We start from the raw sequence: 24522 nt of genomic DNA on the forward strand, positions 1-24522 counted from the left end.
CCGGGACCGAAGATCCCGGCGCTCTTGGCGCGCGCCCGCTGCCGCGGGACACGCTGGACGCGGTTCGCGGGGGTCGGAGGGGAGTTGTGTGCATGGGCGGCGTGCGGGTCCTGGCGTGGGCGCTGGTGTTCTGGCTGGCGTCGCCGGCCCTGGCAGGGTGCCGGCCCCTGCCGGTGGCCGGCGGCGGGCCGGAGCGCGGGCCGGAGCGGAGCGCCGCTCCCGTGCCGGCCGGCCACGGCGGGACGTTCCTGGCCCGGGGCGAGTGCAGCGCCCGGGGCCGTACCGGCGTTCAAGAGGTGCCGTGCTCCAGTGAGCGGGCGGTGGCGCGGGTGCTGACGCGGCGTCCGGACGGCCCGGCGGATGCCGGTCCGCGCTGTCCGGCCCGTACCGACTTCGTGCTGCGCGTCTCGGCGCGGCTGCCGGACCGGGACGAGGACGGCGACGGCTCGGTGGCGCAGGGCTACGCCTGTATGCGGCGGCTGACGGGCCCGCACCCGGGGGATCCGGGCGGGGGCGGCGGCCCGCGGACGCTGGTCGGCGACTGTGTGACTGTCGAGCAGCACCTGCGCGGCGGGCGGTCGCGGGTGGTGGAGACGGCGTGCGAAGGGCCCGGGCCGGAGCCCCGCTACCGGGTGACGGCGGCGGTGCGGGACCGTTCCGCGTGCCCGCCGGTGACCGCGCTCCACGTACGGCTGGGCGGCGGGACACCCGTCGGGTGTGCCCGCCGCCTCTGAACCGTCTGCGCCTCTGAACCGTCCGCCGCCGCGGTTACGGCCGCAGGCTGCGCTGCGTGGACTGCTTGTCGAGCGTGCTGTCCGGCTTCGCCAGCGGCTTGGCCGTGGCCTCGCCCTGCCGGACGGCGGCCGGGGCGACGCCCGCCCACTGGAGGACCTCGGCGGTGGCCTTGGCCTTCTCGTCGGCGGTCAGCCCGGCGATGTTGGCGCCGTGGTTGGCGCCGGGGGCGGTGAAGACGTAGGCGTCCTCGGAGCCCTTGCCGGGGCGGAACTGCTCGGCGCCCCACGGGTCGTTCTGCCCGTAGACGAAGAGCATCCGCTCACTGTGGTGCCGGACCCAGCGGTCGACGTCCCGCATGGCGCCCTTCTTCCACTTCATCGGGATGTCCCGCGGCACGTACGCCCGGGGGGTGAAGTACCCGGGGTACCGCAGCAGGCCCTTGAGGTGGGGGTACTTGAGCGTGGGCGCGCCCAGCTCGGTGCCGGCCTGGTAGTAGTACGGCGTGTAGGTCTCCAGCCCCTGGTCGGTGTAGGCGGAGAAGCCGGAGATCTTGTCGACGAACGCGTAGAGGTCGTCGGTCGACGCGTCCGGCTTCGGGACGTCGGCACAGTCCTTCTCGGAGCTGTACTGCCAGAACGCCCACACCAGGTCCAGGACCACGCTCTCGTAGGCCTTGTCGGCGCTGCCGACGGTGGTGAAGGTGTTGTCGTTCTCCTTCGCCCACTTGCGGTAGCGGTCGGTCATCTCCTTGCGGCGGACGAGGGCCTCGCGCTGGACGGCGTCGAGCGCGGTGCGGCACTCCTTGGTGGAGACCCGGCGGAAGAAGCGGTCGTAGGCCGAGTCCTCACGGTTGTTGACGTCGTTCGGGGCGACGTAGGCGACCGTGCCGTCCATGTCGTGCGGGTAGAAGCGGCGGAAGTAGGTGGCGGTCATGCCGCCCTTGCTGCCCCCGGTGGCGAGCCAGTTCTTCCCGTAGATCTTCTTCAGCGCCTTGAAGATCCGGTGCTGGTCGCTCGCGGCCTGCCAGATGTCGAGCTTGGACCAGTCGGCCGGCTTCGGCCGGGACGGCGTGAAGAAGCGGTACTCCATCGACACCTGGTTGCCGTCGACGATCCGGGTCGGCTCGCTGCGGGTCGGGTTCGTGGAGACGTTGTAGCCCGAGGTGTAGAAGACCGTCGGACGGTCCGTCGCCTTGTGCAGCAGGGTGATCCGCTGCTTGAAGGTGCCCTTGGACGGATGCCGGTGGTCGACCGGCTGCTGGTAGTTGAGGACGAAGTACCGGTAGCCGTCGGCCGGCTTCTCCTCGATGAGACTCATACCGGGAATCGCGAGGATCCGGTCCTTGATGTCCGTGGCGTCCTGCCGGTCGGCGGTGGCCGCCCCGGCCGGTGCCCCGCCGACGCCGACGGCGCCTATGAGCACCACGAGCGCCAGCAGCCATCTGAGCGCCTTGCGCATTCGCCCTCCCCTGGGTTCACAAAGGTCGCCGTGAACCTACCGGCGCGGCTCGTGCCGCCGCCAGACCTGACGGGGTAATCGGCTCGAAGAAGGCAACCGGCCGTGCCCGCAAGGGCGTTCGGCTCAGCAGAGCCAGCCGGAGCTCACCGACCGGCGGCCCACGGAACCGCGGACGAAGACGCAGCGCTGTCCGGCGGCCACCCGGACCGGTCCGGCGTGGTGGGAGTAGTAGCCGGTGTCCCAGCGGGGCCGGGTGCCGCGCGCCTGAATGCTGACGCTCATCTTCCGCCTCTTGCCCGGATCCGTGGCGACCGTGAAGGCGCAGGCGAACAGCCTGGTCCGGTGGATGTGGATCCGCCCGCCGGGCAGCGACAGCGTCTTCACCTTCCGCCCCTCGCAGCGCGCCGCGGCGGCCTCGGCCGTGCCGGAACCGGCCAGTCCGGCCAGCCCGACGACCATGAGGACCACCACCCCCAGAGCTGTTCGACGGCGTGCAACCGCACCGCGCACGTCTGCCTCCCTATGGGGTCATGCGCCCGTCGTTCGGACATACGGGCGACCGTCAAGCTACACGCGTGGAGTGGGGCCCCTGGTTCCCGGGGTGCGCATGGTGCCGCGGGCGGACGGGGTGCCCGGGGCGCCGGAGCCACCCCGAAGTGCCCGGGGCCGCCCCGAGGCGCCCGGGGCCGCCCCGGTCAGGCCGGTGGGGTCAGGCCGGCGCGGTCGGCCTGCGGGGTCAGGCCGTCCCGGTCGATCGCCCCGGTCAGGCCGGCGCCGTCTCCGGCTCGCCGGCGAAGGTGCGCCACAGCCGGGCGTAGCGCCCGTCCGCGGCGAGGAGTTCGGCGTGCGTACCGTCCTCGACGACCCGGCCGTGGTCCATCACCACCACCCGGTCCGCGCGGGCCGCGGTGGTCAGCCGGTGGGCGACGACCAGGGTGGTGCGCTTGCCCGCCAGCCGGTCCGTGGCCCGGTTGACCAGCCCCTCGGTCGCCAGGTCGAGGGCGGCCGTGGCCTCGTCGAGCAGCAGCACATCGGGGTCGACGAGCTCGGCGCGGGCCAAGGCGATCAACTGCCGCTGCCCGGCGGAGAGGTTGCGGCCCCGCTCGGCGACCTCGTGGAGGTAACCGCCGTCCAGCGAGGCGACCATGTCGTGGGCGCCGACCGCACGGGCCGCCGCCTCCACCTCGGCCTCGGTGGCGTCGGGACGGCCGTAGGCGATGGCGTCGCGCACCGTGCCCGGGAAGAGGTAGGACTCCTGGGGGACGACGCCGAGCCGCCGCCGGTAGCCGGTGAGGTCCAGGGCGCGCAGGTCCGTGCCGTCGGCGCGGACGGCGCCGGAGGTCGGGTCGTAGAACCGGGCGACCAGCTTGACCAGCGTCGACTTGCCCGCGCCGGTCTCGCCCACGAAGGCGACCGTCTGCCCGGCCGGGATGCGCAGGTCCACGCCGGACAGCGCCTCCTCGCCGTCCTCGGCTCCGTACCGGAAGTGCACGTCCTCGAAGCTGATCTCGCCGCGGAGCCGGCCCGCCGGGCGCGGCTCCTCGGCGGCCTTCACCGTGGTGGGCTCGCGCAGCAGCTCCTGGATGCGGCCGAGCGACACCGTCGCCTGCTGGTACCCGTCGAAGACCTGGGAGAGCTGCTGCACCGGGGCGAAGAACAGGTCGATGTAGAGCAGATAGGCGACGAGCGCGCCGGTGGTCAGCGTCCCCTCGCTCACCCGGCCCGCGCCGACGACCAGGATCAGCGCCGCCGCCACGGACGACAGCAGCTGCACGAACGGGAAGTAGACGGAGATCAGGAACTGGCCGCGGACCCGCGCCTGCCGGTAGCTGTCGCTCCGCGCCACGAAGCGCTCGGTCCCGGTGCCCTCGCGGCGGAAGGCCTGCACGATCCGCAGCCCGGCGACGCTCTCCTGGAGGTCGGCGTTGACCACGCTGATGCGCTCCCGGGCCAGTTCGTACGCCTTGACACTCTTGCGGCGGAACACGATCGTGCCGACGACCAGCAGGGGCAGCGTGCCGAGGACGACGAGGGCCAGCCCGGCGTCGAGGACGACGAGCGCGACGAGGATGCCGAAGAAGGTCAGCAGGGAGACGACGGCGGTGACCAGACCGGTCTGCAGGAAGGTGCTCAGCGCGTCGACGTCGGTGGTCATCCGGGTCATGATCCGGCCGGTCAGCTCGCGCTCGTAGTAGGCCAGTCCCAGCCGCTGGAGCTGGGCGAAGATCTTCACCCGCAGCGCGTAGAGGATCCGTTCGCCGGTCCGGCCGGTCATCCGGGTCTCGGCGATCTGCGCCGCCCACTGGGCGAGGACGACGACCAGCGCGAACGCGGACGCGGTCCAGACCGCCCCCAGCGCCAGCTGCTGCACACCGTCGTCGATGCCGTTCCGGATGAGGATCGGCAGCAGCAGGCCCGCGACGGCGTCGACCGCCACCAGCATCAGGGCGATCAGCAGCGGGGTGCGGAAGCCGCGGAGCAGCTGCCGCAGTCCGTAGTCGGTCTCGGGGCGGGCGGCCCGCGCCTCGTCCACGTCGGGGGTGTCGGTGGCGGGCGGCAGCGCGGCGACCTGGGCGAGGAGTTCGGGGGTGGCGGGCATCCCGGCGAGGGCGCCGGCCATGCCGGGGCCGGGTGCGCCCGGTACGGGTCCGCCGGGGACGGCGGCGTCGGCCGCACGGGAGGCGGTGGAGCCGGTCCGCGGCACCTCACCGGAGCGGGAGCGGCCCCAGAGCTCGGGGGTCACCCCGTCGGCCACCCGGCGCCGGGCGTTGACCGGTTCGGAGTCGATCTCGGCCTCGACCTCCAGGTCGACGTCGAGCCGCAGCCCGGCCTCGCACTCCTGGCGCTCCGCGTCGAGCTCGGCGTCGAGATCCTCGGCGTCCGCCTCGGCGGCGAGGAGGCCGACCGGGTCGCGCTCGACGTCGCCGAGCTCGTCCGGGTCGGTCAGCAGCCGACGGAACAGGGCGGACCGCGCCTCCAGTTCCGCGTGGGTGCCGACGTCCGCGAGCCGTCCGCCGTCGAGGACGGCGATCCGGTCGGCGAGGGCCAGCGTGGAGCGGCGGTGGGCGATCAGCAGGGTCGTGCGGCCGTCCATGACCCCGCGCAGCGCCTCGTGGATCTCGTGCTCGACCCGGGCGTCGACCGCCGAGGTGGCGTCGTCCAGCAGCAGCAGCCGGGGGTCGGTGAGGATGGCGCGGGCCAGGGCGACGCGCTGGCGCTGGCCGCCGGAGAGGGTGAGGCCCTGCTCGCCGACGGTGGTGTCGTAGCCGTCGGGCAGCTCGGCGATGAAGCCGTCGGCCTGGGCGGCCCGGGCGGCGGTGCGGATCTGCTCGTCGGTGGCGTCCGGCCGGCCGTAGGCGATGTTGGCGCGGACGGTGTCGGAGAAGAGGAAGCTGTCCTCCGGTACCAGTCCGATGGCGGACCGCAGCGAGGCGAAGGTCAGGTCCCGCACGTCGTGCCCGCCGACGCGCACCGCGCCGTCGGTGACGTCGTAGAAGCGGGGCAGCAGCAGCGAGACCGTCGACTTGCCGCTGCCGGAGGCGCCGACGACGGCGACGGTCTCGCCCGGGGCGATCCGCAGGGAGAAGTCGGAGAGGACCGGCCGCTCCGGGTCGTAGCCGAAGGTGGCCCGGTCGAACTCGACGGTGGCCTCGGCGTCGGCGGGGAGCTCGTGCGCGTCGGCGCGCTCGGTGATGGTCGGTTCGGTGTCGATGAGTTCCAGCACCCGCTCGACGCCGGCCCGCGCCTGCTGGCCGACGGTGAGGACCATGGCGAGCATCCGGACCGGGCCGACGAGCTGGGCGAGATAGGTGGAGAAGGCGACGAAGGTGCCCAGCGTGATCTGGCCGCGCGTGGCCATCCAGCCGCCGAGGGCGAGCATCGCGACCTGGCCGAGCGCGGGGACCGCCTGGAGGGCCGGTGTGTAGCGGGAGTTGAGGCGGACGGTCCGCAGCCGCCCGGCGAACAGCTTGCGGCTCACCTCGCGGAGCTTGCCGGTCTCCTGCTCCTCCTGGCCGAAGCCCTTGACCACGCGGACGCCGGTGACGGCGCCGTCCACCACGCCCGCCACGGCGGCGGCCTGGCCCTGGGCGTACCAGGTGGCCGGGAACAGCCGGCGGCGGCTGCGCTTGGCGATGAACCAGAGGGCGGGGGCGACGGCCAGCGCCACCCCGGTGAGCAGCGGGGAGAGCCAGGCCATCACGACCAGCGAGATCAGGAACAGCAGCACGTTGCCGATCATCATCGGCAGCATGAAGAGCAGGCCCTGGATCAGCTGGAGGTCGCTGGTGGCGCGGCCGACGACCTGTCCGGTGCTGAGCTCGTCCTGGCGCCGGCCGTCCAGCCGGGTGAGCGCGCCGAACATCTCGGTGCGCAGGTCGTGCTGCACGTCGAGGGCGAGCCGGCCGCCGTAGTAGCGCCGGACGTAGGTGAGGGCGTAGACGCCGATCGCCGCCACGACCAGCAGCCCGGCCCAGGGGGCCATGTCGCGGGTCCGGTCGATCACCACATCGTCGATGATCAGCCGGGTGACCAGCGGCACGAGGGCCATCACCGCCATGCCCCCGAGGGAGGAGCCGAGGGCGAGCAGCACATTGCGCCGGTACCGCCAGGCGTACCCGGTCAGCCGTCGCGCCCAGCCGCGCCGTTGCCCGCCGTCGTCCCTCGAAACCACCGGTCACCCTCCGTTGTCCCAGCCGTCGTGGCGCCACGGTGCCCGCAGCGCCACGATCAAGAACACCGGGGGTGCCCGGTTTGTTTCAGCTCTGCGTACGCAATATGTCGCGCACGGCAGGGGCCCGGAGACCTAAGCCTCCGGGTCCGGTCCGCAGCGGTCTGTGGGCCCGGTCCGGAGCGGTCTGTGGGCCCGGTCCGGAGCGGGGGCCAGGAGACCTGTGCCTCCGGGCCCGTGCCGGACCGGGCTCCGGAAGGCGTCAGGCCTTTGGCTCCCGGGCGGCCGCGATCTGCCGGGACATGATCGTCGTCAGCTCGTACGCGGTGTGCGAGGCGGCCACGGAGGTGATCTCCGCGTGGTCGTAGGCCGGGGCGACCTCGACCAGGTCGGCCGAGACCAGGTGGCAGTCGGACAGCCCGCGCAGGATCTCCAGCAGCTCGCGGGAGGTCAGGCCGCCCGCCTCGGGGGTGCCGGTGCCGGGCGCGTGGGCCGGGTCCAGCACGTCGATGTCGATGGAGATGTACAGCGGCCGGTCGCCGATCCGCTGGCGGAGCTGGTCGGCCACCTCGTCGACGCCGCGGCGCATGACGTCGGCGGAGGTGACGATGCCGAAGCCCATCTTCTCGTCGTCGTCGAGGTCCTTCTTGCCGTACAGCGGGCCGCGGGTGCCGACGTGCGACAGGGCGGAGGTGTCGAGGATGCCCTCCTCGACGGCGCGCCGGAACGGGGTGCCGTGGGTGTACTCGGCACCGAAGTAGGTGTCCCAGGTGTCCAGGTGCGCGTCGAAGTGCAGCAGCGCGACCGGGCCGTGCTTGCGGGCCACGGAGCGCAGCAGCGGCAGGGCGATGGTGTGGTCGCCGCCGAGGGTCATCAGCCGGGCGCCGGTGTCGAGCAGGTCGTCGGCCGCGGCCTGGACGGTCTCCACGGCCTCGTCGATGTTGAACGGGTTGGCCGCGATGTCACCGGCGTCGGCGACCTGGGCGAGCGCGAAGGGCGAGGCGTCCTGCGCAGGGTTGTAGGGGCGCAGCAGCCGGGAGGCCTCCCGGATGGCGTTGCCGCCGAAGCGGGCGCCGGGCCGGTAGGAGACACCGGTGTCGAAGGGCACACCGACCACGGCCACATCGGCGGCGCCGACCTCGTCGAGCCGGGGGAGCCGGGCGAACGTGGCCGGTCCGGCGTAGCGCGGGATGCGGGACGAGTCGACGGGGCCACGGGGCTCTGTGCTCATACAGCTGCTGCCTCTCGGCGGTTCGGGATCACTGGGTACGGGTTCGAGCGTAGGGAGAGCCGCGGATTTCGCACATGTACGTTCCCGATGGCCGGGCCACGCCATTTGGACACGGCGTCCATCGCACCCCGGTTCACGCCACAATGGACTCCATGCCGATACCCAGCCGTGCCGAACTGATCGACCACCTCGTCCGCACCCGGATCGCGGGCGATGTGGCGACCCCGCGGGAGAACAACCTCGACCACTACCGCAAGCTCGCGAACGGCGACCGCCACTACTGGCTGGGGCTGGAGCTCGGCGACCGCTGGACCGACGAGCAGGACGTGCTGGCGGTGATGGCGGAGCGCTGCGGCGTGGTCGACGACCCGGGGCACCGCAGCGGCCAGGACACCATCGATCCGGCGCTGACCGTCGACGCCCTGGACCGGACGGCGACGGTGCTGCGCAAGGCGGCCGAGGCCGGGCAGCGGGTGCTGTTCGCGACGGGCCACCCGGGCGGGCTCCTGGACGTGCACCGGAGCGTCGCGGCGGCGCTGCGGGCTGCCGGCTGCGAGATCATGGTGATCCCGCCGGGGCTGCGGGCGGACGAGGGCTCGGTCTTCCAGTTCTGCGACGTGGCCGTGCTGGAGCGGGGCGCGACGCTGTGGCACACCCACTCCCCCATGCCGATGGCCGCGATCCTGGACGGCCTGGCGCACCAGGGCCGGCCGCTGCCGGACCTGGTCGTGGCCGACCACGGCTGGGCGGGCTGCGCGGGGCAGCGGGGCATCGACGCGGTGGGCTTCGCCGACTGCAACGACCCGGCGCTGTTCCTGGGCGAGGCGGAGGGCACGCTCGCGGTCACCGTGCCGCTGGACGACCACGTGGTCGACCCGCGCTACTACGACCCGCTCACGGCCTACCTGATCGAGGCGGCGGGGCTGACGGCCCAGGCTTGACGGACGGCCCTGGGGTTCCGGGGATCTTCGGGGCGCGGCCCGCCCCTCAGGGACACCAGGGGCGGGCTACCGCTCCGGCCGCCGCTGGTACGGACCCGGCGTCGGGTCGAGGAAGACCCGGGCGATGGCCGGGAACCGGGTGCGCAGCGCCCGCTCCGCGTCCTCGCAGGCCCACTCGATCTCCTCGGCCGTCGCGTAGTCGGTGAAGTCGACCTTCGCGGCGACCAGCACCTCGCCCGGCCCCTGCACGACGGTGACCAGCTCCAGGACGCCGAGCACGTGCGACAGCTCCAGCAGCTCGTCGCGGACCGCGTCCCGCATCTCCGGCGGCAGCGAGCCTCCGGCGGGCGCCGTCAGCCGGCCGCGGGCGGACTCCCCTGCCACGGCCAGCAGAAGCAGGCCGATGAGGACCGACGCGGCGCCGTCCCATTCGGCGGAGCCGGTGAGCCGGCCGCCGAGCAGCCCGAGCGCCGCGAGCAGCAGTCCCGCCACGGCCGCCGCGTCCCGCAGGACGGCGGACCGCTCGGCGGTGTCCGGGGTGTGCCGCAGGTAGTCGCGCACCGGCATGCGGAAGCGGGCGGCGCCCGCCCGCACCTGCCGCACCGCGGCCCGCAGGGACCAGGCCGCCGGCAGCAGGGCGGCGGCGAGGACCACGTACGAGACGGCCGGATCGCCCGGCTCCCCGCCTGCGGCGAGGGTGCGGATGCCCTCGTCGAGAGCGAAGACCGCGGCGGCGACGAAGAGCGCGACGGTGCCGAGGGCCGCCGGGATGTGGTGCCCGTCGCCGTGACGGCGTTCCTCACCGTCTCCGTCCGGGCGGGCGGCCTCGGCCGGGCGCTCCCGACGGCCTTCGAACGCCGTCAGCAGCCCCGTCACCGCGTCGGCGACGGAGTGCGCGGCCTCCGCCAGCATGGCGCCGGAACCGCTGACGGCTCCGGCGACCGCCTTGGCGACCGCGATGCCGAGACCGGCGAGCGCGGCGACGATCACGGTGGCGAGGCTTCCGCCCCGCTGCGACGGTCCGGCGCCGTCCGGTGTCCGGTGGTCCTGCTCGACACGGCCCATGGTGCGCGAGTATGCCCGAACCGCCGGTCCCGGCCCACGGCACCCACCGCGAGCGGGCCGTCCCTCAGGGTCCTTGCCCGGAAGGGGGCCGTGCCCGGGTAGGCGCCCTTGCCCGGAAGGCGCCCCTGCCCGGAAGAGGCCCTTGGCCAGGACCCCTTACGGCCCCTCGGGCGCCGGCCGGGTCTCGTCGCGCGGCACCCGGATCACGCCCTCCTGGATGACGGAGATCGCCAGCCGGCCGTCGGCGGTGTAGATCCGGGCCTCGCCCAGGCCCCGGCCGCCGTGCGCCGACGGGCTGTGCTGGTCGTAGAGCAGCCACTCGTCGGCCCGGAACGGCCGGTGGAACCACATGGCGTGGTCGAGGCTGGCGCCCACCACGTCGCCGACGGTCCAGCCGCCGCGGCCGTGGGCGAGCAGCACCGAGTCGAGCAGCGTCATGTCCGAGACGTAGGTGGCGAGGCAGACGTGCAGCAGCGGGTCGTCCGCCAGCTTGCCGTTGGTCCGGAACCAGACCTGCGAGCTGGGGTCGCGGGGGCCCTGGGCGGCGGTGGCGTACGGCGGTTCCTCGACGTAGCGCAGGTCGACCGCGGCCCGCGCCTCCAGCAGCCGGTCCACCATGCCCGGGTCGCGGAAGAAGTGGGCGTGCCGGGGCAGCATCTCCTCGGCGGTGGGCAGCGTCTCCGGGTCCGGCGCGGGCGGCATCGGCGCCTGGTGGTCCAGCCCCTCCTCGTACGCCTGGAAGGACGCGGAGAGGTGGAAGATCGGCTGCCCGTGCTGGACCGCGACCACCCGGCGGGTGGTGAACGACCGCCCGTCGCGGATCCGGTCGACCGTGTAGACGATCGGGGCCCCGGCGTCGCCGATCCGCAGGAAGTAGGCGTGCAGCGAGTGCGCGGTGCGGTCCGCGGGGACGGTCCGGCCCGCGGCGACCAGCGCCTGGGCCGCCACCTGGCCGCCGAAGACCCGCGGCACGACGGCGGGGCGGCTGTTGCCGCGGAAGATGTTCTCCTCGATCCGCTCGAGGTCGAGCAGGTCGAGGAGGCTCTGCAGGGGTTCGCTCATCAGGTTGTTTCGCTCGGGGACGGGACAGGGGGGGTGGGGTACGGGGGTACCGGCGGGTGCTCCGGGCAGGCCGACGGCTGGGGCCCGGGCAGCCGGCCGCCGCCCGGACCCGGGCTCACAGGCCCATCGACTTGGCGATGATCGAGCGCATGACCTCGCTGGTGCCGCCGTAGATGCGGTTGACGCGGTTGTCCGCGTACAGGCGCGCGATCGGGTACTCCATCATGTAGCCGTAGCCGCCGTGCAGCTGGAGGCACTTGTCGATGACGCGTGAGGCGACATCGGTGCAGAACAGCTTGGCGGAGGCGGCGTCGGCGGGGGTCAGCTCGCCCGCGTCGAGGGCGTCGAGCGCCCGGTCGACGACGGCCTGCGCGGCGTCCACCTCGGCCCGGCAGTCGGCGAGCACGAACTTGGTGTTCTGGAACGCGGCGACCGACTGGCCGAAGACGGTGCGGTCCCGGACGTACTCGGTGGCGAACGCGATGGCCGCGGACGCCTGGGCGTACGCGCCGACCGCGATGCTCAGCCGCTCCTGCGGGAGATTGTGGGTGAGGTAGGAGAAGGCCTTCCCCTCCTCGCCGAGCAGGTCCTCCACCGGCACCTTGACGTCGGTGAAGGACAGCTCCGCGGTGTCGGAGGTCTTCAGCCCGAGCTTGTCGAGCTTGCGGCCGACCGCATAGCCCTCGCTCTTCGCGTCGACGACCAGGATGGATATCCCGCCGCGCCGGTCCTCGGGGGTGGGGGCCGCGGTGCGGGCGCACACCAGCACCCGGTCGGCGAGGACGCCGCCGGTGATGAAGGTCTTGGCGCCGTTGAGGACGTAGTGCGTGCCGTCCTCGGAGAGCTTGGCGGTGGTCTTCATCCCGGCCAGGTCGGAGCCGGTGCCGGGCTCGGTCATGGCGATCGCGGTCATCATCTCGCCGGAGACGAAGTCCGGCAGCCAGCGCTTCTTCTGCTCCTCACTGGCATAGGCGAGCAGGTACGGAAGGCAGAGCGCGGTGTGCACCCCGCTGCCGCCGAAGCTGACCCCGGCCCGGGCGCACTCCTCGCTGACGACCGCGGTGAACTTGAAGCTGGTCTCGCCCGCGCCGCCGTACTCCTCCGGCACCTCGATGCCGAACACGCCGAGCTCGCCGAGCTTGCGGTAGAAGTCGCGCGGGGCCTGCCCGGCCGCCTCCCACTCGTGGTAGACGGGCGCCACCTCGGCGGCGATGAAGTCGCGGATGGTCTCCCGGAAGGCCTCGTGGTCCTCGTTGAACACCGTGCGCCGCATCCGCGTGCCTCCCTCTTCCGGCCGGACCGCGAGCGATCCCTGGCTGTCTAAGCGCTTGCTCAGCGAAAGTTACCCGGGAGTCAGTCGGCCTGTCCAGAGGCTCCGCGCCCTCCGACGGAGTCGCGCGGGCCACAGCGAACGCAGGAAACCGGCCAATCGCGGACACCGAAAACCGGCCATGTCGACCGCAAAAACCGGCCCGGCAGCAGGACGACCAGGCCGAACACCGGGACACAGGACACCGGGCCGGACCGTGGCCGGGCCGAGCCCCGCCGCCGTCAACGCCGTCGGTGCCGTACGCGCCGTCAGCCCACCGACAGCGCCGCCAGCGCCCCCAGCGCCAGCCGGTGCAGCAGGGCGGCCGTGGCCTCCCGGCCGGGGAGCGTGGCGGGGCGGCTGAGGTGCGGGGTGGAGTTCAGCAGCCCGAAGACGGCGTGCACCGCCGACCGCGCCTCGGCCTCCGGGGCGCCGGGGTGGATCTCGCGGACGACGGCGACCCACAGCTCGACGTACTGCCGCTGGAGCTGGCGCACCAGCTTGCGGTCGCTGTCCCGGAGGCGGTCCAGCTCCCGGTCGTGCAGGACGATCAGCGGGCGGTCGTCGAGGGCGAAGTCGATGTGCCCCTCGATCAGCGCGTCGAGCACCGCCCCGGGCGGCCCGGCCGTCTCCGCGACCCGCCGCTTGCCGCCGGTGAGCAGGCGCTCGCTGATCCCCACGAGCAGCTCGGCGAGCATCGCGTCCTTGCCCGCGAAGTGCCGGTAGAGCCCGGGGCCGCTGATGCCGACGGCGGCCCCTATCTCGTCGACGCCCACGCCGTGGAAGCCGCGCTCGGCGAAGAGCCGGGCGGCCTCCCCGAGGATCTGGTCACGGCGGGACGGGGCCGCGGTCCCGGCGGCAGCGTTGGTGCTCATGGACATTCATTCTAGACAGCCGCGTTAGCGATCGTTAACCTGAAGACACATGCGTTAACGCTCATTAACCGGGCAAGGGGGCTCGAGGAGATGCAGCAGGCACCAGCGCTGGCGTCCGGCGCCGATCCGGCGTCCGACGCCTGGCGGGCCAACGAGGCGGCGCACCGGGAGCTCGCGGCGCACTTGCGCGAGAAGCTCGCCGGAGCGCGGCTGGGCGGCGGCGAGAAGGCACGGGCGCGGCACACCGCGCGCGGCAAGCTGCTCCCCCGGGACCGGGTGGACGCCCTCCTCGACCCGGGCTCCCCGTTCCTGGAGCTGGCACCGCTGGCGGCGGACGGGATGTACGGCGGCCAGGCGCCCGCGGCGGGTGTGATCGCCGGGATCGGCCGGGTCTCGGGCCGCGAGGTGGTGATCGTCGCCAACGACGCCACGGTCAAGGGCGGCACGTACTACCCGATGACGGTCAAGAAGCACCTGCGGGCCCAGGAGGTGGCGCTGGAGAACCGGCTCCCCTGTCTGTACCTGGTGGACTCCGGCGGCGCCTTCCTGCCGATGCAGGACGAGGTCTTCCCGGACCGCGAGCACTTCGGCCGGATCTTCTACAACCAGGCCCGGATGTCCGGCGCGGGCATCCCGCAGGTCGCCGCGGTGCTGGGCTCCTGCACGGCGGGCGGCGCGTACGTCCCGGCGATGAGCGACGAGGCCGTCATCGTGCGCAACCAGGGCACGATCTTCCTGGGCGGCCCGCCGCTGGTGAAGGCGGCCACCGGCGAGGTGGTGACCGCGGAGGAGCTCGGCGGCGGCGAGGTGCACTCCCGCACCTCCGGGGTGACCGACCACCTCGCGGAGGACGACGCGCACGCGCTGCGGATCGTCCGGAACATCGTCTCCACCCTGCCCTCCCGGCAGCCGCTGCCGTGGACGGTCGAGCCGGTCGAGGAGCCGGCGGTGGACCCGGCGGGGCTGTACGGCGCGGTCCCGGTCGACTCCCGCACCCCGTACGACGTGCGGGAGGTGATCGCGCGGATCGTGGACGGCTCCCGGTTCGCCGAGTTCAAGGCCGAGTACGGCACGACGCTGGTCACCGGCTTCGCCCGGATCCACGGCCACCCGGTCGGCATCGTCGCCAACAACGGCATCCTGTTCTCCGAGTCGGCACAGAAGGGCGCGCACTTCATCGAGCTGTGCGACCAGCGCGGCATCCCGCTGCTGTTCCTGCAGAACATCTCGGGCTTCATGGTGGGCCGCAGCTACGAGGCGGGCGGCATCGCCAAGCACGGCGCGAAGATGGTGACGGCCGTGGCCTGCACCCGGGTGCCGAAGCTGACGGTGGTGGTCGGCGGCTCGTACGGCGCGGGCAACTACTCGATGTGCGGCCGGGCGTACTCCCCCCGCTTCCTGTGGATGTGGCCGAACGCCAAGATCTCGGTGATGGGCGGCGAGCAGGCCGCCTCGGTCCTCGCGACCGTCAAGCGCGACCAGCTGGAGGGCCGCGGCGAGGAGTGGAGCGCGCAGGACGAGGAGACGTTCCGCGCCCCGATCCGCGAGCAGTACGAGACCCAGGGGAACGCCTACTACGCCTCGGCCCGGCTGTGGGACGACGGCGTCATCGACCCGCTGGAGACCCGCACGGTGCTGGGGCTGGCCCTGACCGCCTGCGCCAACGCGCCGCTGCCCGACAAGGACCCTGCCGCACCCGGCTACGGCGTCTTCCGGATGTGAGGGGGACCATGACGATGTTCGAGACGGTACTGGTGGCCAACCGCGGCGAGATCGCGGTCCGGGTCATCCGCACGCTCCGGGCGATGGGCATCCGCTCCGTCGCGGTCTTCAGCGACGCCGACGCGGACGCCCGGCACGTCCGGGAGGCGGACACCGCCGTGCGCATCGGCCCGGCCGCCGCGTCCGAGAGCTATCTGTCGGTGCCGCGGCTGCTGGCGGCGGCGGAGCGGACGGGCGCCCGGGCGGTGCACCCGGGGTACGGCTTCCTCGCGGAGAACGCCGCGTTCGCCCGCGCCTGCACGGACGCCGGGCTGGCGTTCATCGGTCCGCCCGCGTCCGCCATCGAGCTGATGGGCGACAAGATCCGGGCCAAGGAGACGGTGCGGAAGGCCGGCGTCCCGGTCGTCCCCGGCTCCTCCGGCAGCGGCCTGAACGACGCCGAACTGGCCGCGGCGGCCCGGGAGATCGGAATGCCGGTGCTGCTCAAGCCCTCGGCGGGCGGCGGCGGCAAGGGCATGCGGCTGGTCCGTGACGAGGCCCTGCTGGCCGACGAGATCGCGGCGGCGCGGCGCGAGGCCCGCGGCTCCTTCGGCGACGACACGCTGTTGGTGGAGCGGTGGATCGACAGCCCGCGGCACATCGAGATCCAGGTGATGGCCGACGGGCACGGGCAGGTCGTGCACCTCGGTGAGCGCGAGTGCTCCCTGCAGCGCCGCCACCAGAAGATCATCGAGGAGGCGCCGAGCCCGCTGCTCGACGCGGCCACCCGGGAGGCCATGGGAGCCGCCGCGGTGCAGGCCGCCCGCTCCTGCGGCTACACCGGCGCGGGCACGGTGGAGTTCATCGTGCCGGGCCACGACCCGTCGGCCTACTACTTCATGGAGATGAACACCCGCCTCCAGGTCGAGCACCCGGTCACCGAACTCGTCACCGGGCTGGACCTGGTGGAGTGGCAGGTGCGGGTCGCGGCCGGCGAGCACCTGGCGTACGGACAGCAGGACATCCGGCTCACCGGGCACGCCGTGGAGGCCCGGATCTGCGCGGAGACCGCACGGGCCGCCGGGGACCGGGTGGACTTCCTCCCGTCCGCGGGCACCGTACGGGCCCTGCACGAGCCCGCGGGCGAGGGCGTCCGGGTGGACTCCGGCCTCAACGCCGGGACGGAGGTGGGCACCTCCTACGACCCGATGCTGGCCAAGGTGATCGCCCACGGCCCGGACCGGGCGACGGCGCTGCGCCGGCTGCGCGGCGCGCTGGCCGGGACGGCCGTCCTCGGTCTGGACACCAACACCGGTTTCCTGCGGCGGCTGCTGGACCACCCGGACGTGGTCTCCGGCGCGCTGGACACCGGGCTGGTCGACCGCGCCGCGGCCTCGCTGGTGCCCACCGGCGTACCGGACGAGGTGTACGCGACGGCGGCGCTGCTGCGGCACTCCGCGCTGCAGCCTGAAGGCCTGCGGAACGCCCCCGCCACCGGCTGGACGGACCCGTTCTCGGCGGGCAGCGGCTGGCGGCTCGGCGGCGAACCGGCCTGGACCGCGCACCATCTGCGGGTGCCGGGGCACGACCCGGTGGCCGTCCGGGTGCGCGGCACCGCAGCCGCGGCCGAGGTCCGGATCGGGGACGGCGAGGCCGTGCCGGCCCGGCTGCTCCCCTCCGGCCCGGCCACCGACGGCCCGGCCACCGATGGCCCCTCCGCCGGCGGTCCGGACGGCGCGCCCGTCCGCCTCCGGCTGGAGTGGAACGGCGTCACCCACACCTTCCTGGCCCCGTCCGGCGGCGCCGGCCAGTGGCTGGGCCGGGACGGCGACGGCTGGCAGGTGCAGGACCACGACCCGGTCGCCGCCGCCCTCAGCGGCGCGGCGGGCGCGCACGGCATGGACGCGCTGACCGCCCCGATGCCCGGCACCGTCACCGTGGTGAAGGCCGCCGTGGGCGACGAGGTGGTCGCCGGCCAGAGCCTGCTGGTCGTCGAGGCGATGAAGATGGAACACGTCATCTCCGCGCCGCACGCCGGCACGGTCGCCCAGCTCGATGTGACCCCCGGCAGCACCGTCGCGATGGACCAGGTGCTGGCCGTGGTCGACCCGCACGAGGAGCCGCGCGAGGAGGAGGCCGCACGATGACCGCATCACCGCCGATGAGCGCGTCACTGCCGATGAGCGTGCCCGCGGCCGGCCTGCCGGCCCGGGTCCGGATCCACGAGGTCGGGCCGCGGGACGGCCTGCAGAACGAGAAGATGGTCGTCCCGGTCGAGGTGAAGGCCGACTTCATCGCCCGGCTGGCCGACGCCGGTCTGGACACCATCGAGGCGACGAGCTTCGTGCACCCGAAGTGGGTTCCGCAGCTCGCCGACGCCGAAGCGCTGATGCCGAGACTCGAAGGGGTCGACGCCCGGCTGCCGGTCCTGGTGCCCAACGAGCGCGGCCTCGACCGGGCGCTGACGCTCGGAGTGCGGGAGATCGCGGTCTTCGGCAGCGCGACCGAGTCGTTCGCCAAGGCCAACCTCAACCGCACGGTGGACGAGTCGATCGCGATGTTCGCCCCGGTCGTCGCACGGGCCCGGGAGGCCGGGCTGCGGGTCCGCGGCTATCTGTCGATGTGCTTCGGCGACCCCTGGGAGGGCGCCGTCGAGATCGACCAGGTGGTGCGGGTCAGCCGCAGCCTGATCGACATCGGCTGCGACGAGCTGAGCCTCGGCGACACCATCGGCGTCGCCACCCCCGGCCACGTCCAGGCGCTGCTCACCGCGCTCAACGCGGCCGGCGTCGGCACCGAGCGGATCGCGGTCCACTTCCACGACACCTACGGCCAGGCCCTGGCCAACACCCTGGCGGCGCTCCAGCACGGCGTCAGCACCGTCGACGCCTCCGCGGGCGGCCTCGGCGGCTGCCCGTACGCCAAGAGCGCCACCGGAAACCTGGCCACCGAGGACCTCGTCTGGATGCTGAACGGCCTCGGCATCGAGACCGGGGTCGACCTCGGCGCGCTCACGGCCACCAGCGTGTGGATGGCCGCCCATCTGGGACGGCCCAGCCCGTCCCGTACCGTCCGTGCCCTGTCGGGCACCACCTCCCCCCAGGAGCAATGACGTCATGACGATCGACCACCGTCTCTCCGCCGAGCACGAGGAACTCCGCCGCACCGTCGAGGCGTTCGCGCACGATGTCATCGCGCCGAAGATCGGGGAGTTCTACGAGAACCACGAGTTCCCGTACGAGATCGTCCGCGAGATGGGCCGGATGGGCCTGTTCGGCCTGCCGTTCCCCGAGGAGTACGGCGGCATGGGCGGCGACTACCTCGCCCTCGGCCTGGCCCTGGAGGAGCTGGCCCGCGTCGACTCCTCCGTGGCGATCACCCTGGAGGCCGGCGTCTCGCTGGGCGCGATGCCCGTCTTCCGGTTCGGTACCGAGGAGCAGAAGCGGGAGTGGCTGCCGCGGCTGTGCTCGGGCGAGATCCTGGGCGCGTTCGGCCTGACCGAGCCCGAGTGCGGCTCGGACGCCGGCGGCACCCGCACCACGGCCCGGCTCGACGAGGCGACGAACGAGTGGGTGATCAACGGCACCAAGTGCTTCATCACCAACTCCGGTACGGACATCACCGGGCTGGTCACCGTCACCGCCGTCACCGGCCGCAAGCCCGACGGCCGCCCCGAGATCTCCTCGATCATCGTGCCCTCCGGCACCCCGGGCTTCACCGTGGCCGCTCCCTACTCCAAGGTCGGCTGGAACGCCTCGGACACCCGCGAACTGTCCTTCACCGACTGCCGGGTGCCCGCCGCCAACCTGCTCGGCGAGGAGGGCCGCGGCTACGCCCAGTTCCTGCGGATACTGGACGAGGGCCGGATCGCGATCTCCGCGCTGGCCACCGGCCTGGCCCAGGGCTGTGTGGACGAGTCGCTGAAGTACGCCAAGGAGCGGCAGGCGTTCGGGAAGCCGATCGGCGAGAACCAGGCGATCCAGTTCAAGCTGGCCGACATGGAGATGCGCGCCCACACCGCGCGGATCTCCTGGCGGGACGCGGCCTCCCGGCTGGTGCACGGCGAGCCGTTCAAGAAGGAGGCGGCGCTCGCCAAGCTCTACTCCTCCGAGATCGCGGTGACCAACGCCCGCGAGGCCACCCAGATCCACGGCGGCTACGGCTTCATGAACGAGTACCCGGTGGCCCGGATGTGGCGGGACTCCAAGATCCTGGAGATCGGCGAGGGCACGAGCGAGGTGCAGCGCATGCTGATCGCCCGTGAGCTGGGGCTCACCGGCTGACCGGACTCCCCCCTGAGGGAGCGCCCTCCCCGGAGCGCCATGTCTTCCCCGGGAGGACGGTGCCTTCCCCGGAGGACCGCGCTTTCCGCCCCGGCCGCGTCGTGCGGCCGGGGCGGAAGCCGTCGGCCCGCGGCACGGCGGGCCGGCGGACCGGGGGTGGCTCAACAACCCCCGCAGCGGCGGTGGTTCACTCGGCAGGCCACGGCACCTGCGGCGAGCGGTAGTAGTCGATGCCCAGCTCCGCCCAGCGCGGTGCCTGTGCGGCCAGCCGCTTCCGGTACGCCTCCCAGTCGTGCGTGGCGGCGGGCGACCAGCCCAGCTCCGCGATGCCCGGCAGCCGCGGGAAGGCCATGAACTCGATGTGGTCGCTGGTGGTGAGGGTCTCGGACCAGAGCGGCGCCTCCACCCCGAACACGGCCGACTCCGGGACGCCCTGCAGATAGCGGCCCGGGTCCCAGTCCCAGGACTGCCGGACCTCGACGTATCCGGCCCAGCTGAGCCCGAGCGGCGTGTCCTTGGTGTACTTCATGTCGAGGTAGGCGCGGTTGGCGGGCGAGAGCACCATCCGGGTACCGGCCTTGGCCGCGTCCACGACCTCCTTCTCGGTCCCGGTGGTGCCCCAGTACTGGGCCACCGCCCCGTCGGCCGGCTTCGCCCCGGTCAACTGGTGCCAGCCGACGACCGTCTTGCCGTACTCGGCGACGGTCCGCTGCGCCCGGTCCATGAACGCGACATAGTCCTCGTGGGGCGTCGAGTGGGCCTCGTCGCCGCCGATGTGCAGGTACCGGCCGGGCGTCATGGCGGCGAGCTCGCGCACCACGTCGTCCACGAAGTCGTAGGTGACGGCCTTGGGCACGCACAGCGAGCTGAAGCCGACCTCCGTGCCGGTGTAGAGCGGCGGGGCGACTCCGTCGCAGTTCAGCCGGGCGTAGGAGGCGAGGGCCGCGTTGGTGTGCCCCGGCATGTCGATCTCGGGCACGACCTCCAGGTGGCGGTCGGCGGCGTGCCGCACGATCTCCCGGTAGTCCCGCTTGCTGTAGTGGCCGCCCCGGCCCCCGCCCACCTGGGTGCTGCCGCCGTACGTCGCCAGCCGCGGCCAGGAGTCGATCGCGATCCGCCAGCCCTGGTCGTCCGAGAGGTGGAGATGCAGCTTGTTGAGCTTGTAGAGCGCCATCTGGTCGATGTAGCGCTTCACCTGCTCGACGGTGAAGAAGTGCCGGGAGACATCCAGCATCGCGCCGCGGTAGGCGAAGCGCGGGGCGTCCGTGATGGTGCCGCCCGCGACCTTCCAGGGGCCCGGCTGCCGCGCCTGGCGCTCGACGGCGGCGGGCAGCAGTTGCCGCAGGGTCTGGATGCCGTGGAAGAGGCCGGTGGCCGTACGGGCGCTGATGGCGACGCCCGCGCGGGAGGAGTCCAGGCGGTAGCCCTCGTCCCCGAGGTCCTCGGCGGCCCCGGTGGCGGCCGCCGCACCCGCGCCCGCAGCCGCGGAACCGGAAGCGGAACCGCCGGAGCCCGGGCTGCCGGAGCCCGGGCGGTCGGAGCCCGGGCGGTCGGAGCCCGGGCCGCCGGAGCCCGGGCCGTCGGAGCCGGCGGTGGAGCCATCGGTGCCCGCGCCGCCGGAGCCGGTACCCGGACCGCCGCTGCCGCGGCTCTCGCCGCCCAGCCGCAGCAGAATGTCACCGTCCCGCTCCCCGGCGGAGGTGACCGGCAGCGCGTAACCGGTGGCCGGGCGGAGCACGCCCGCCAGGTACTCCCCCGCCTTCCGCGCCGCGGGAGAGTAGTTCGGCACCCGGATCCGGGCCCCGGGCCGGAGCGTGAACGGCGCGCCGCCGGGCCGTACGGAGGCGGGCGCGGGCAGCACCCGGTCCAGCGGTGTCACGCCCCCGGCGGCCGGATCGGGCGGCGGTGCGGCGGCCCCGGTGGCGGACACCCCCGCCGCGACGAGGAGGAGCGAACAGAACAGCGTGGGCAGTCGTCTCACGAGCGGTCCCTTCGGCGGGCTTCGGCAGGACGGTCCGAACGAATCAGAGCTGCTGTCCGAACGAATGGAGTGACCGAACGGTCACCATGGGTACCGTGCGCCTCACAACCGGTCAAGGTGTAGACCACTTGAGACGCCGTGGCGTCGGCCGCCCCACCCGCACGGCCCCACCGCCGGACAGCCCGCCGCGCGAGGAACACCACCGACGCCGGAGCAGCCGACCGTCCCAGCCACGACGGCGAACGGCCGCCCCCCGCCGCGGCACCGGCACCGGCGGTCCGCGGTCGGCAGTCGGCGCTCGGCAGTCGGCAGTCGGCGGTGCCGCGGCTGACGCTGCCCGACCCGGCGCGGTTCGGTGCGGCCCAGCCGTCACAAGTGCCGGATCCACCCCTCCCGAGCCACCCGAACCCGTTCCTGCCCGATATCGGGCAGGTTTCTTGCAAAGAGACCCCCCGCACCCGCAATATCATCGGGTGCTCGATCGCCCCGCGTCCCATGACGACCTCGTCGACCACCTGGTCCGCAGCACGCCGCTCCAGCGCGGCGAGGCCGCCCGGGTGGTGCTGGACGTGCTGGCGTACTTCGACGAGACGATCGAGGCCTTCGTCCGCCGCCGCCACCGCGAGCTCCAGGCCAGAGGGCTGAACAACACGGAGATCTTCGAGCGGATCATGGCGGAGCTGCCGCACCGCGCGGTGGCGCCACCGGAACTCTCGCTGCGGCAGTTGCGTCGCATCGTCTACGGCTGACGCGGGCCGGAGCCACCGGCTCACCTCGGTCCGGCCGGGGGAACGGCCGGCTCACCGGACCGCCCGCGCGCGGCCGGCACAGGAACACATGACCAGACGGGCCCGGAAGGGCCCGACGGGGCCCACCGGCCGACCCGGCCACCGGGCTCCGGAACACAGAAACGTGGGAGGGACAGTCCTATGTGCGGGATCGTCGGATACATCGGCAAGCGCGATGTGGCTCCGCTGCTGCTGGAGGGCCTGCAGCGGCTGGAGTACCGGGGCTACGACTCCGCCGGCCTCGCCGTCAGCGGCAAGAACGGCACCCTGAAGACCGCCAAGGCCAAGGGCCGGGTCCGCGAGGTCGAGTCCAAGCTCCCCAAGCGCTTCACCGGCACCACCGGTATCGCCCACACCCGCTGGGCCACCCACGGCGCCCCCACCGACGAGAACGCCCACCCGCACCTCGACGCCGAGGGCAAGGTCGCGATCGTCCACAACGGCATCATCGACAACGCCGCCGAGCTGCGCGCCAAGCTCGTCGCCGACGGTGTGGAGTTCGCCTCCGAGACCGACTCCGAGGTCCTCGCCCACCTGATCGGCCGCTCCCAGGCAGAGACCCTGGAGGAGAAGGTCCGCCAGGCGCTGCGCCTGGTCGAGGGCACGTACGGCATCGCCGTGCTGCACGCCGACTTCGCCGACCGGATCGTCGTCGCCCGCAACGGCTCGCCGGTGGTCCTGGGCATCGGCGAGCACGAGATGTTCGTCTCCTCCGACGTGGCCGCGCTGGTCAGCCACACCCGCCAGGTCGTCACCCTGGACGACGGCGAGATGGCCACCCTCAAGGCCGACGACTACCGGACGTACACCACCGAGGGCTCGCGCACCTCGTCCGCCCCGGAGACCGTCGAGTACGCGGCCGAGTCCTACGACCTGGGCGGCCACGACACCTACATGCACAAGGAGATCTCCGAGCAGGCGGACGCGGTGGACCGCGCCCTGCGCGGCCGGATCGACGACCGGTTCTCCACCGTGCACCTCGGCGGCCTGAACCTCGACGCCCGCGAGGCGCGCGGGGTGCGCCGGGTGAAGATCCTGGGCTGCGGCACCTCGTACCACGCGGGCCAGATCGGCGCCCAGATGATCGAGGAGCTGGCCCGGATCCCCTCGGACGCCGAGCCGGCGTCGGAGTTCCGCTACCGCAACCCGGTGGTGGACCCCGACACCCTGTACGTGGCGGTCTCCCAGTCCGGTGAGACCTACGACGTGCTGGCCGCCGTCCAGGAGCTCAAGCGCAAGGGCGCCCGGGTGCTGGGTCTGGTGAACGTGGTCGGCTCGGCGATCGCCCGGGAGACCGACGGCGGCATCTACGTGCACGCCGGCCCCGAGGTCTGCGTGGTCTCCACCAAGTGCTTCACCAACATGGTGGTCTCCTTCGCGCTGCTCGCCCTGCACCTGGGCCGGATCCGTGACCTCTCGGTCGCGGACGGCAAGCGGATCATCGAGGGCCTGCGCAAGCTGCCGGCCCAGATCGACGAGATCCTCGCGGGCGAGGAGCAGATCAAGGAGCTGTCGGCGCAGTACGCGGACGCCAGGTCGATGATGTTCATCGGCCGGGTGCGCGGCTACCCGGTGGCGCGCGAGGCCTCGCTGAAGCTCAAGGAGGTCTCCTACATCCACGCGGAGGCCTACCCGGCGTCCGAGCTCAAGCACGGCCCGCTGGCGCTGATCGAGCCCGCGATGCCGACCGTGGCGATCGTCCCGGACGACGACCTGCTGGAGAAGAACCGCGCCGCGCTGGAGGAGATCAAGGCCCGCAGCGGCCGGATCCTGGCCGTCGCGCACCAGGAGCAGGAGAAGGCCGACCACACCATCCTGGTGCCGAAGAACGAGCCCGAGCTGGACCCGATCCTCATGGGCATCCCGCTCCAACTGCTCGCCTACCACACGGCGTTGTCCCTGGGCCGGGACATCGACAAGCCGCGGAACCTCGCCAAGTCCGTGACGGTCGAGTAGCGGCCGGAATGGCCGAGTAGTGGCCATGGCGGCCTCCGGGGTGTGCGCCCCGGAGGCCGCTTTTCGTTTCGCTCCCGGGCGTATCACTCCCTGGCGCGCCGCTCCCCGGCACGCGGACGCCCGAGGGGTTTCCGTCGCCCGGGGGCGGCAGCGGCGCCTCCCCGGCTTGCCGTAGCCGGCCTCGGCCGCACGCCTTCCGTGGCCGGCCGCGCGGGGGGCGCGGCGCTACGTACCGGGCGCGTGGGCGCGGGGCGGGGGCGGGCGGCGTGGGTCGGTACGGGTCGTCATGGGCGCCGGGGCCACTGGGTGCGGGGACCGGTGCGTCGTGGGTACGGGGCCACTGGGTGCGGGGACCGGTGCGTCGTGGGTACGGGGCCACTGGATGCGGGCACCGGTGCGTCGTGGGTACGGGGCCGGGGGGGGGGGGGGGGGGGGGGGGGGGGGGGGGGGGGGGGGGGGGGGGGGGGG

17 protein-coding genes are annotated in these 24522 nt (G+C 73.4%); 8 read left to right on the plus strand and 9 right to left on the minus strand.

Going from position 1 to position 24522, the window contains the following annotated elements:
• Nucleotides 1-92 precede the first annotated feature (92 nt).
• Complete coding sequence (locus tag AC3EQ1_RS18690) at nucleotides 93-734, plus strand: hypothetical protein (protein ID WP_432095456.1); 642 nt, start codon at nucleotides 93-95, stop codon at nucleotides 732-734.
• Between the two features lie 34 nt (nucleotides 735-768).
• Here the strand turns inward: AC3EQ1_RS18690 and AC3EQ1_RS18695 are convergent, their stop codons facing one another.
• The 4 genes from AC3EQ1_RS18695 to speB all read right to left on the minus strand — a co-directional run bounded on the left by AC3EQ1_RS18695 (nucleotide 769) and on the right by speB (nucleotide 8093).
• A complete protein-coding gene (locus AC3EQ1_RS18695; protein WP_432095457.1) occupies nucleotides 769-2193 on the minus strand; it encodes a S28 family serine protease in 1425 nt (474 codons plus the stop codon).
• 123 nt (nucleotides 2194-2316) lie between these two features.
• Entirely contained in the window at nucleotides 2317-2703 is a 387-nt protein-coding gene (locus tag AC3EQ1_RS18700; RefSeq protein ID WP_432095458.1) for a hypothetical protein, read from the minus strand.
• A 253-nt stretch (nucleotides 2704-2956) separates the two neighbouring features.
• Nucleotides 2957-6865 (minus strand): ABC transporter ATP-binding protein, encoded by a 3909-nt coding sequence (locus AC3EQ1_RS18705; protein ID WP_432095459.1) that lies wholly within the window; start codon nucleotides 6863-6865, stop codon nucleotides 2957-2959.
• A gap of 259 nt (nucleotides 6866-7124) precedes the next feature.
• A complete protein-coding gene (gene speB / locus AC3EQ1_RS18710; protein ID WP_432095460.1) occupies nucleotides 7125-8093 on the minus strand; it encodes an agmatinase in 969 nt (322 codons plus the stop codon).
• 152 nt (nucleotides 8094-8245) lie between these two features.
• Between speB and AC3EQ1_RS18715 the strand changes: the two genes are divergently transcribed.
• The gene (locus AC3EQ1_RS18715) at nucleotides 8246-9034 is read left to right on the plus strand and encodes a phosphatase (protein ID WP_432095461.1); all 789 of its coding nucleotides are present in this window, start codon (nucleotides 8246-8248) and stop codon (nucleotides 9032-9034) included.
• Nucleotides 9035-9100: 66 nt separating this feature from the next.
• Here the strand turns inward: AC3EQ1_RS18715 and AC3EQ1_RS18720 are convergent, their stop codons facing one another.
• The 4 genes from AC3EQ1_RS18720 to AC3EQ1_RS18735 all read right to left on the minus strand — a co-directional run bounded on the left by AC3EQ1_RS18720 (nucleotide 9101) and on the right by AC3EQ1_RS18735 (nucleotide 13345).
• Nucleotides 9101-10099 carry a cation efflux transmembrane domain-containing protein gene (locus AC3EQ1_RS18720; protein WP_432095462.1) on the minus strand — a complete coding sequence of 333 codons (999 nt, stop codon included), beginning with the start codon at nucleotides 10097-10099 and terminating at the stop codon, nucleotides 9101-9103.
• 156 nt (nucleotides 10100-10255) lie between these two features.
• Nucleotides 10256-11161 carry an acyl-CoA thioesterase gene (locus AC3EQ1_RS18725; RefSeq protein WP_432095463.1) on the minus strand — a complete coding sequence of 302 codons (906 nt, stop codon included), beginning with the start codon at nucleotides 11159-11161 and terminating at the stop codon, nucleotides 10256-10258.
• 115 nt (nucleotides 11162-11276) lie between these two features.
• On the minus strand, nucleotides 11277-12434 hold the full coding sequence (locus AC3EQ1_RS18730) for an acyl-CoA dehydrogenase family protein (protein ID WP_432095464.1): 1158 nt from the start codon (nucleotides 12432-12434) through the stop codon (nucleotides 11277-11279).
• Between the two features lie 305 nt (nucleotides 12435-12739).
• Nucleotides 12740-13345, minus strand: a complete 606-nt coding sequence (locus AC3EQ1_RS18735) for an SACE_7040 family transcriptional regulator (protein WP_388846179.1) — start codon at nucleotides 13343-13345, stop codon at nucleotides 12740-12742.
• A gap of 90 nt (nucleotides 13346-13435) precedes the next feature.
• Here AC3EQ1_RS18735 and AC3EQ1_RS18740 point away from each other — a divergent pair, with 90 nt between their 5' ends.
• The 4 genes from AC3EQ1_RS18740 to AC3EQ1_RS18755 are packed head-to-tail and all read left to right on the plus strand — an operon-like array spanning nucleotide 13436 to nucleotide 19329.
• On the plus strand, nucleotides 13436-15067 hold the full coding sequence (locus AC3EQ1_RS18740) for a carboxyl transferase domain-containing protein (protein WP_432095465.1): 1632 nt from the start codon (nucleotides 13436-13438) through the stop codon (nucleotides 15065-15067).
• A 14-nt stretch (nucleotides 15068-15081) separates the two neighbouring features.
• Nucleotides 15082-17193 (plus strand): acetyl/propionyl/methylcrotonyl-CoA carboxylase subunit alpha, encoded by a 2112-nt coding sequence (locus AC3EQ1_RS18745; protein ID WP_432095469.1) that lies wholly within the window; start codon nucleotides 15082-15084, stop codon nucleotides 17191-17193.
• Between the two features lie 14 nt (nucleotides 17194-17207).
• On the plus strand, nucleotides 17208-18158 hold the full coding sequence (locus AC3EQ1_RS18750; protein ID WP_432095470.1) for a hydroxymethylglutaryl-CoA lyase: 951 nt from the start codon (nucleotides 17208-17210) through the stop codon (nucleotides 18156-18158).
• A gap of 4 nt (nucleotides 18159-18162) precedes the next feature.
• The gene (locus tag AC3EQ1_RS18755) at nucleotides 18163-19329 is read left to right on the plus strand and encodes an acyl-CoA dehydrogenase family protein (protein ID WP_432095466.1); all 1167 of its coding nucleotides are present in this window, start codon (nucleotides 18163-18165) and stop codon (nucleotides 19327-19329) included.
• A gap of 187 nt (nucleotides 19330-19516) precedes the next feature.
• On the opposite strand, the gene AC3EQ1_RS18760 is transcribed toward AC3EQ1_RS18755, so the two are convergent.
• Nucleotides 19517-21301 (minus strand): beta-N-acetylhexosaminidase, encoded by a 1785-nt coding sequence (locus tag AC3EQ1_RS18760; protein WP_432095471.1) that lies wholly within the window; start codon nucleotides 21299-21301, stop codon nucleotides 19517-19519.
• 482 nt (nucleotides 21302-21783) lie between these two features.
• On the opposite strand from AC3EQ1_RS18760, the gene AC3EQ1_RS18765 reads away from it, so the two are divergent.
• Together AC3EQ1_RS18765 and glmS are read left to right on the plus strand one after the other, a co-directional pair.
• Nucleotides 21784-22059: a hypothetical protein gene (locus tag AC3EQ1_RS18765; protein ID WP_432095467.1), complete on the plus strand. Its 276-nt coding sequence runs from the start codon at nucleotides 21784-21786 to the stop codon at nucleotides 22057-22059.
• Between the two features lie 180 nt (nucleotides 22060-22239).
• On the plus strand, nucleotides 22240-24054 hold the full coding sequence (glmS, locus tag AC3EQ1_RS18770) for a glutamine--fructose-6-phosphate transaminase (isomerizing) (protein WP_351510400.1): 1815 nt from the start codon (nucleotides 22240-22242) through the stop codon (nucleotides 24052-24054).
• The last annotated feature ends 468 nt before the right edge of the window (nucleotides 24055-24522 follow it).

The organism is Streptomyces sp. bgisy100 (genome assembly GCF_057709105.1).

Bases quoted from the DNA above. Each gene is read 5' to 3' on its own strand.
- AC3EQ1_RS18690 (WP_432095456.1), top strand. From the start codon at position 93: ATGGGCGGCGTGCGGGTCCTGGCGTGGGCGCTGGTGTTCTGGCTGGCG.
- AC3EQ1_RS18695 (WP_432095457.1), bottom strand. From the start codon at position 2,193: ATGCGCAAGGCGCTCAGATGGCTGCTGGCGCTCGTGGTGCTCATAGGC.
- speB (WP_432095460.1), bottom strand. From the start codon at position 8,093: ATGAGCACAGAGCCCCGTGGCCCCGTCGACTCGTCCCGCATCCCGCGC.
- AC3EQ1_RS18715 (WP_432095461.1), top strand. From the start codon at position 8,246: ATGCCGATACCCAGCCGTGCCGAACTGATCGACCACCTCGTCCGCACC.
- AC3EQ1_RS18720 (WP_432095462.1), bottom strand. From the start codon at position 10,099: ATGGGCCGTGTCGAGCAGGACCACCGGACACCGGACGGCGCCGGACCG.
- AC3EQ1_RS18725 (WP_432095463.1), bottom strand. From the start codon at position 11,161: ATGAGCGAACCCCTGCAGAGCCTCCTCGACCTGCTCGACCTCGAGCGG.
- AC3EQ1_RS18730 (WP_432095464.1), bottom strand. From the start codon at position 12,434: ATGCGGCGCACGGTGTTCAACGAGGACCACGAGGCCTTCCGGGAGACC.
- AC3EQ1_RS18735 (WP_388846179.1), bottom strand. From the start codon at position 13,345: ATGAGCACCAACGCTGCCGCCGGGACCGCGGCCCCGTCCCGCCGTGAC.
- AC3EQ1_RS18740 (WP_432095465.1), top strand. From the start codon at position 13,436: ATGCAGCAGGCACCAGCGCTGGCGTCCGGCGCCGATCCGGCGTCCGAC.
- AC3EQ1_RS18745 (WP_432095469.1), top strand. From the start codon at position 15,082: ATGTTCGAGACGGTACTGGTGGCCAACCGCGGCGAGATCGCGGTCCGG.
- AC3EQ1_RS18750 (WP_432095470.1), top strand. From the start codon at position 17,208: ATGAGCGCGTCACTGCCGATGAGCGTGCCCGCGGCCGGCCTGCCGGCC.
- AC3EQ1_RS18755 (WP_432095466.1), top strand. From the start codon at position 18,163: ATGACGATCGACCACCGTCTCTCCGCCGAGCACGAGGAACTCCGCCGC.
- glmS (WP_351510400.1), top strand. From the start codon at position 22,240: ATGTGCGGGATCGTCGGATACATCGGCAAGCGCGATGTGGCTCCGCTG.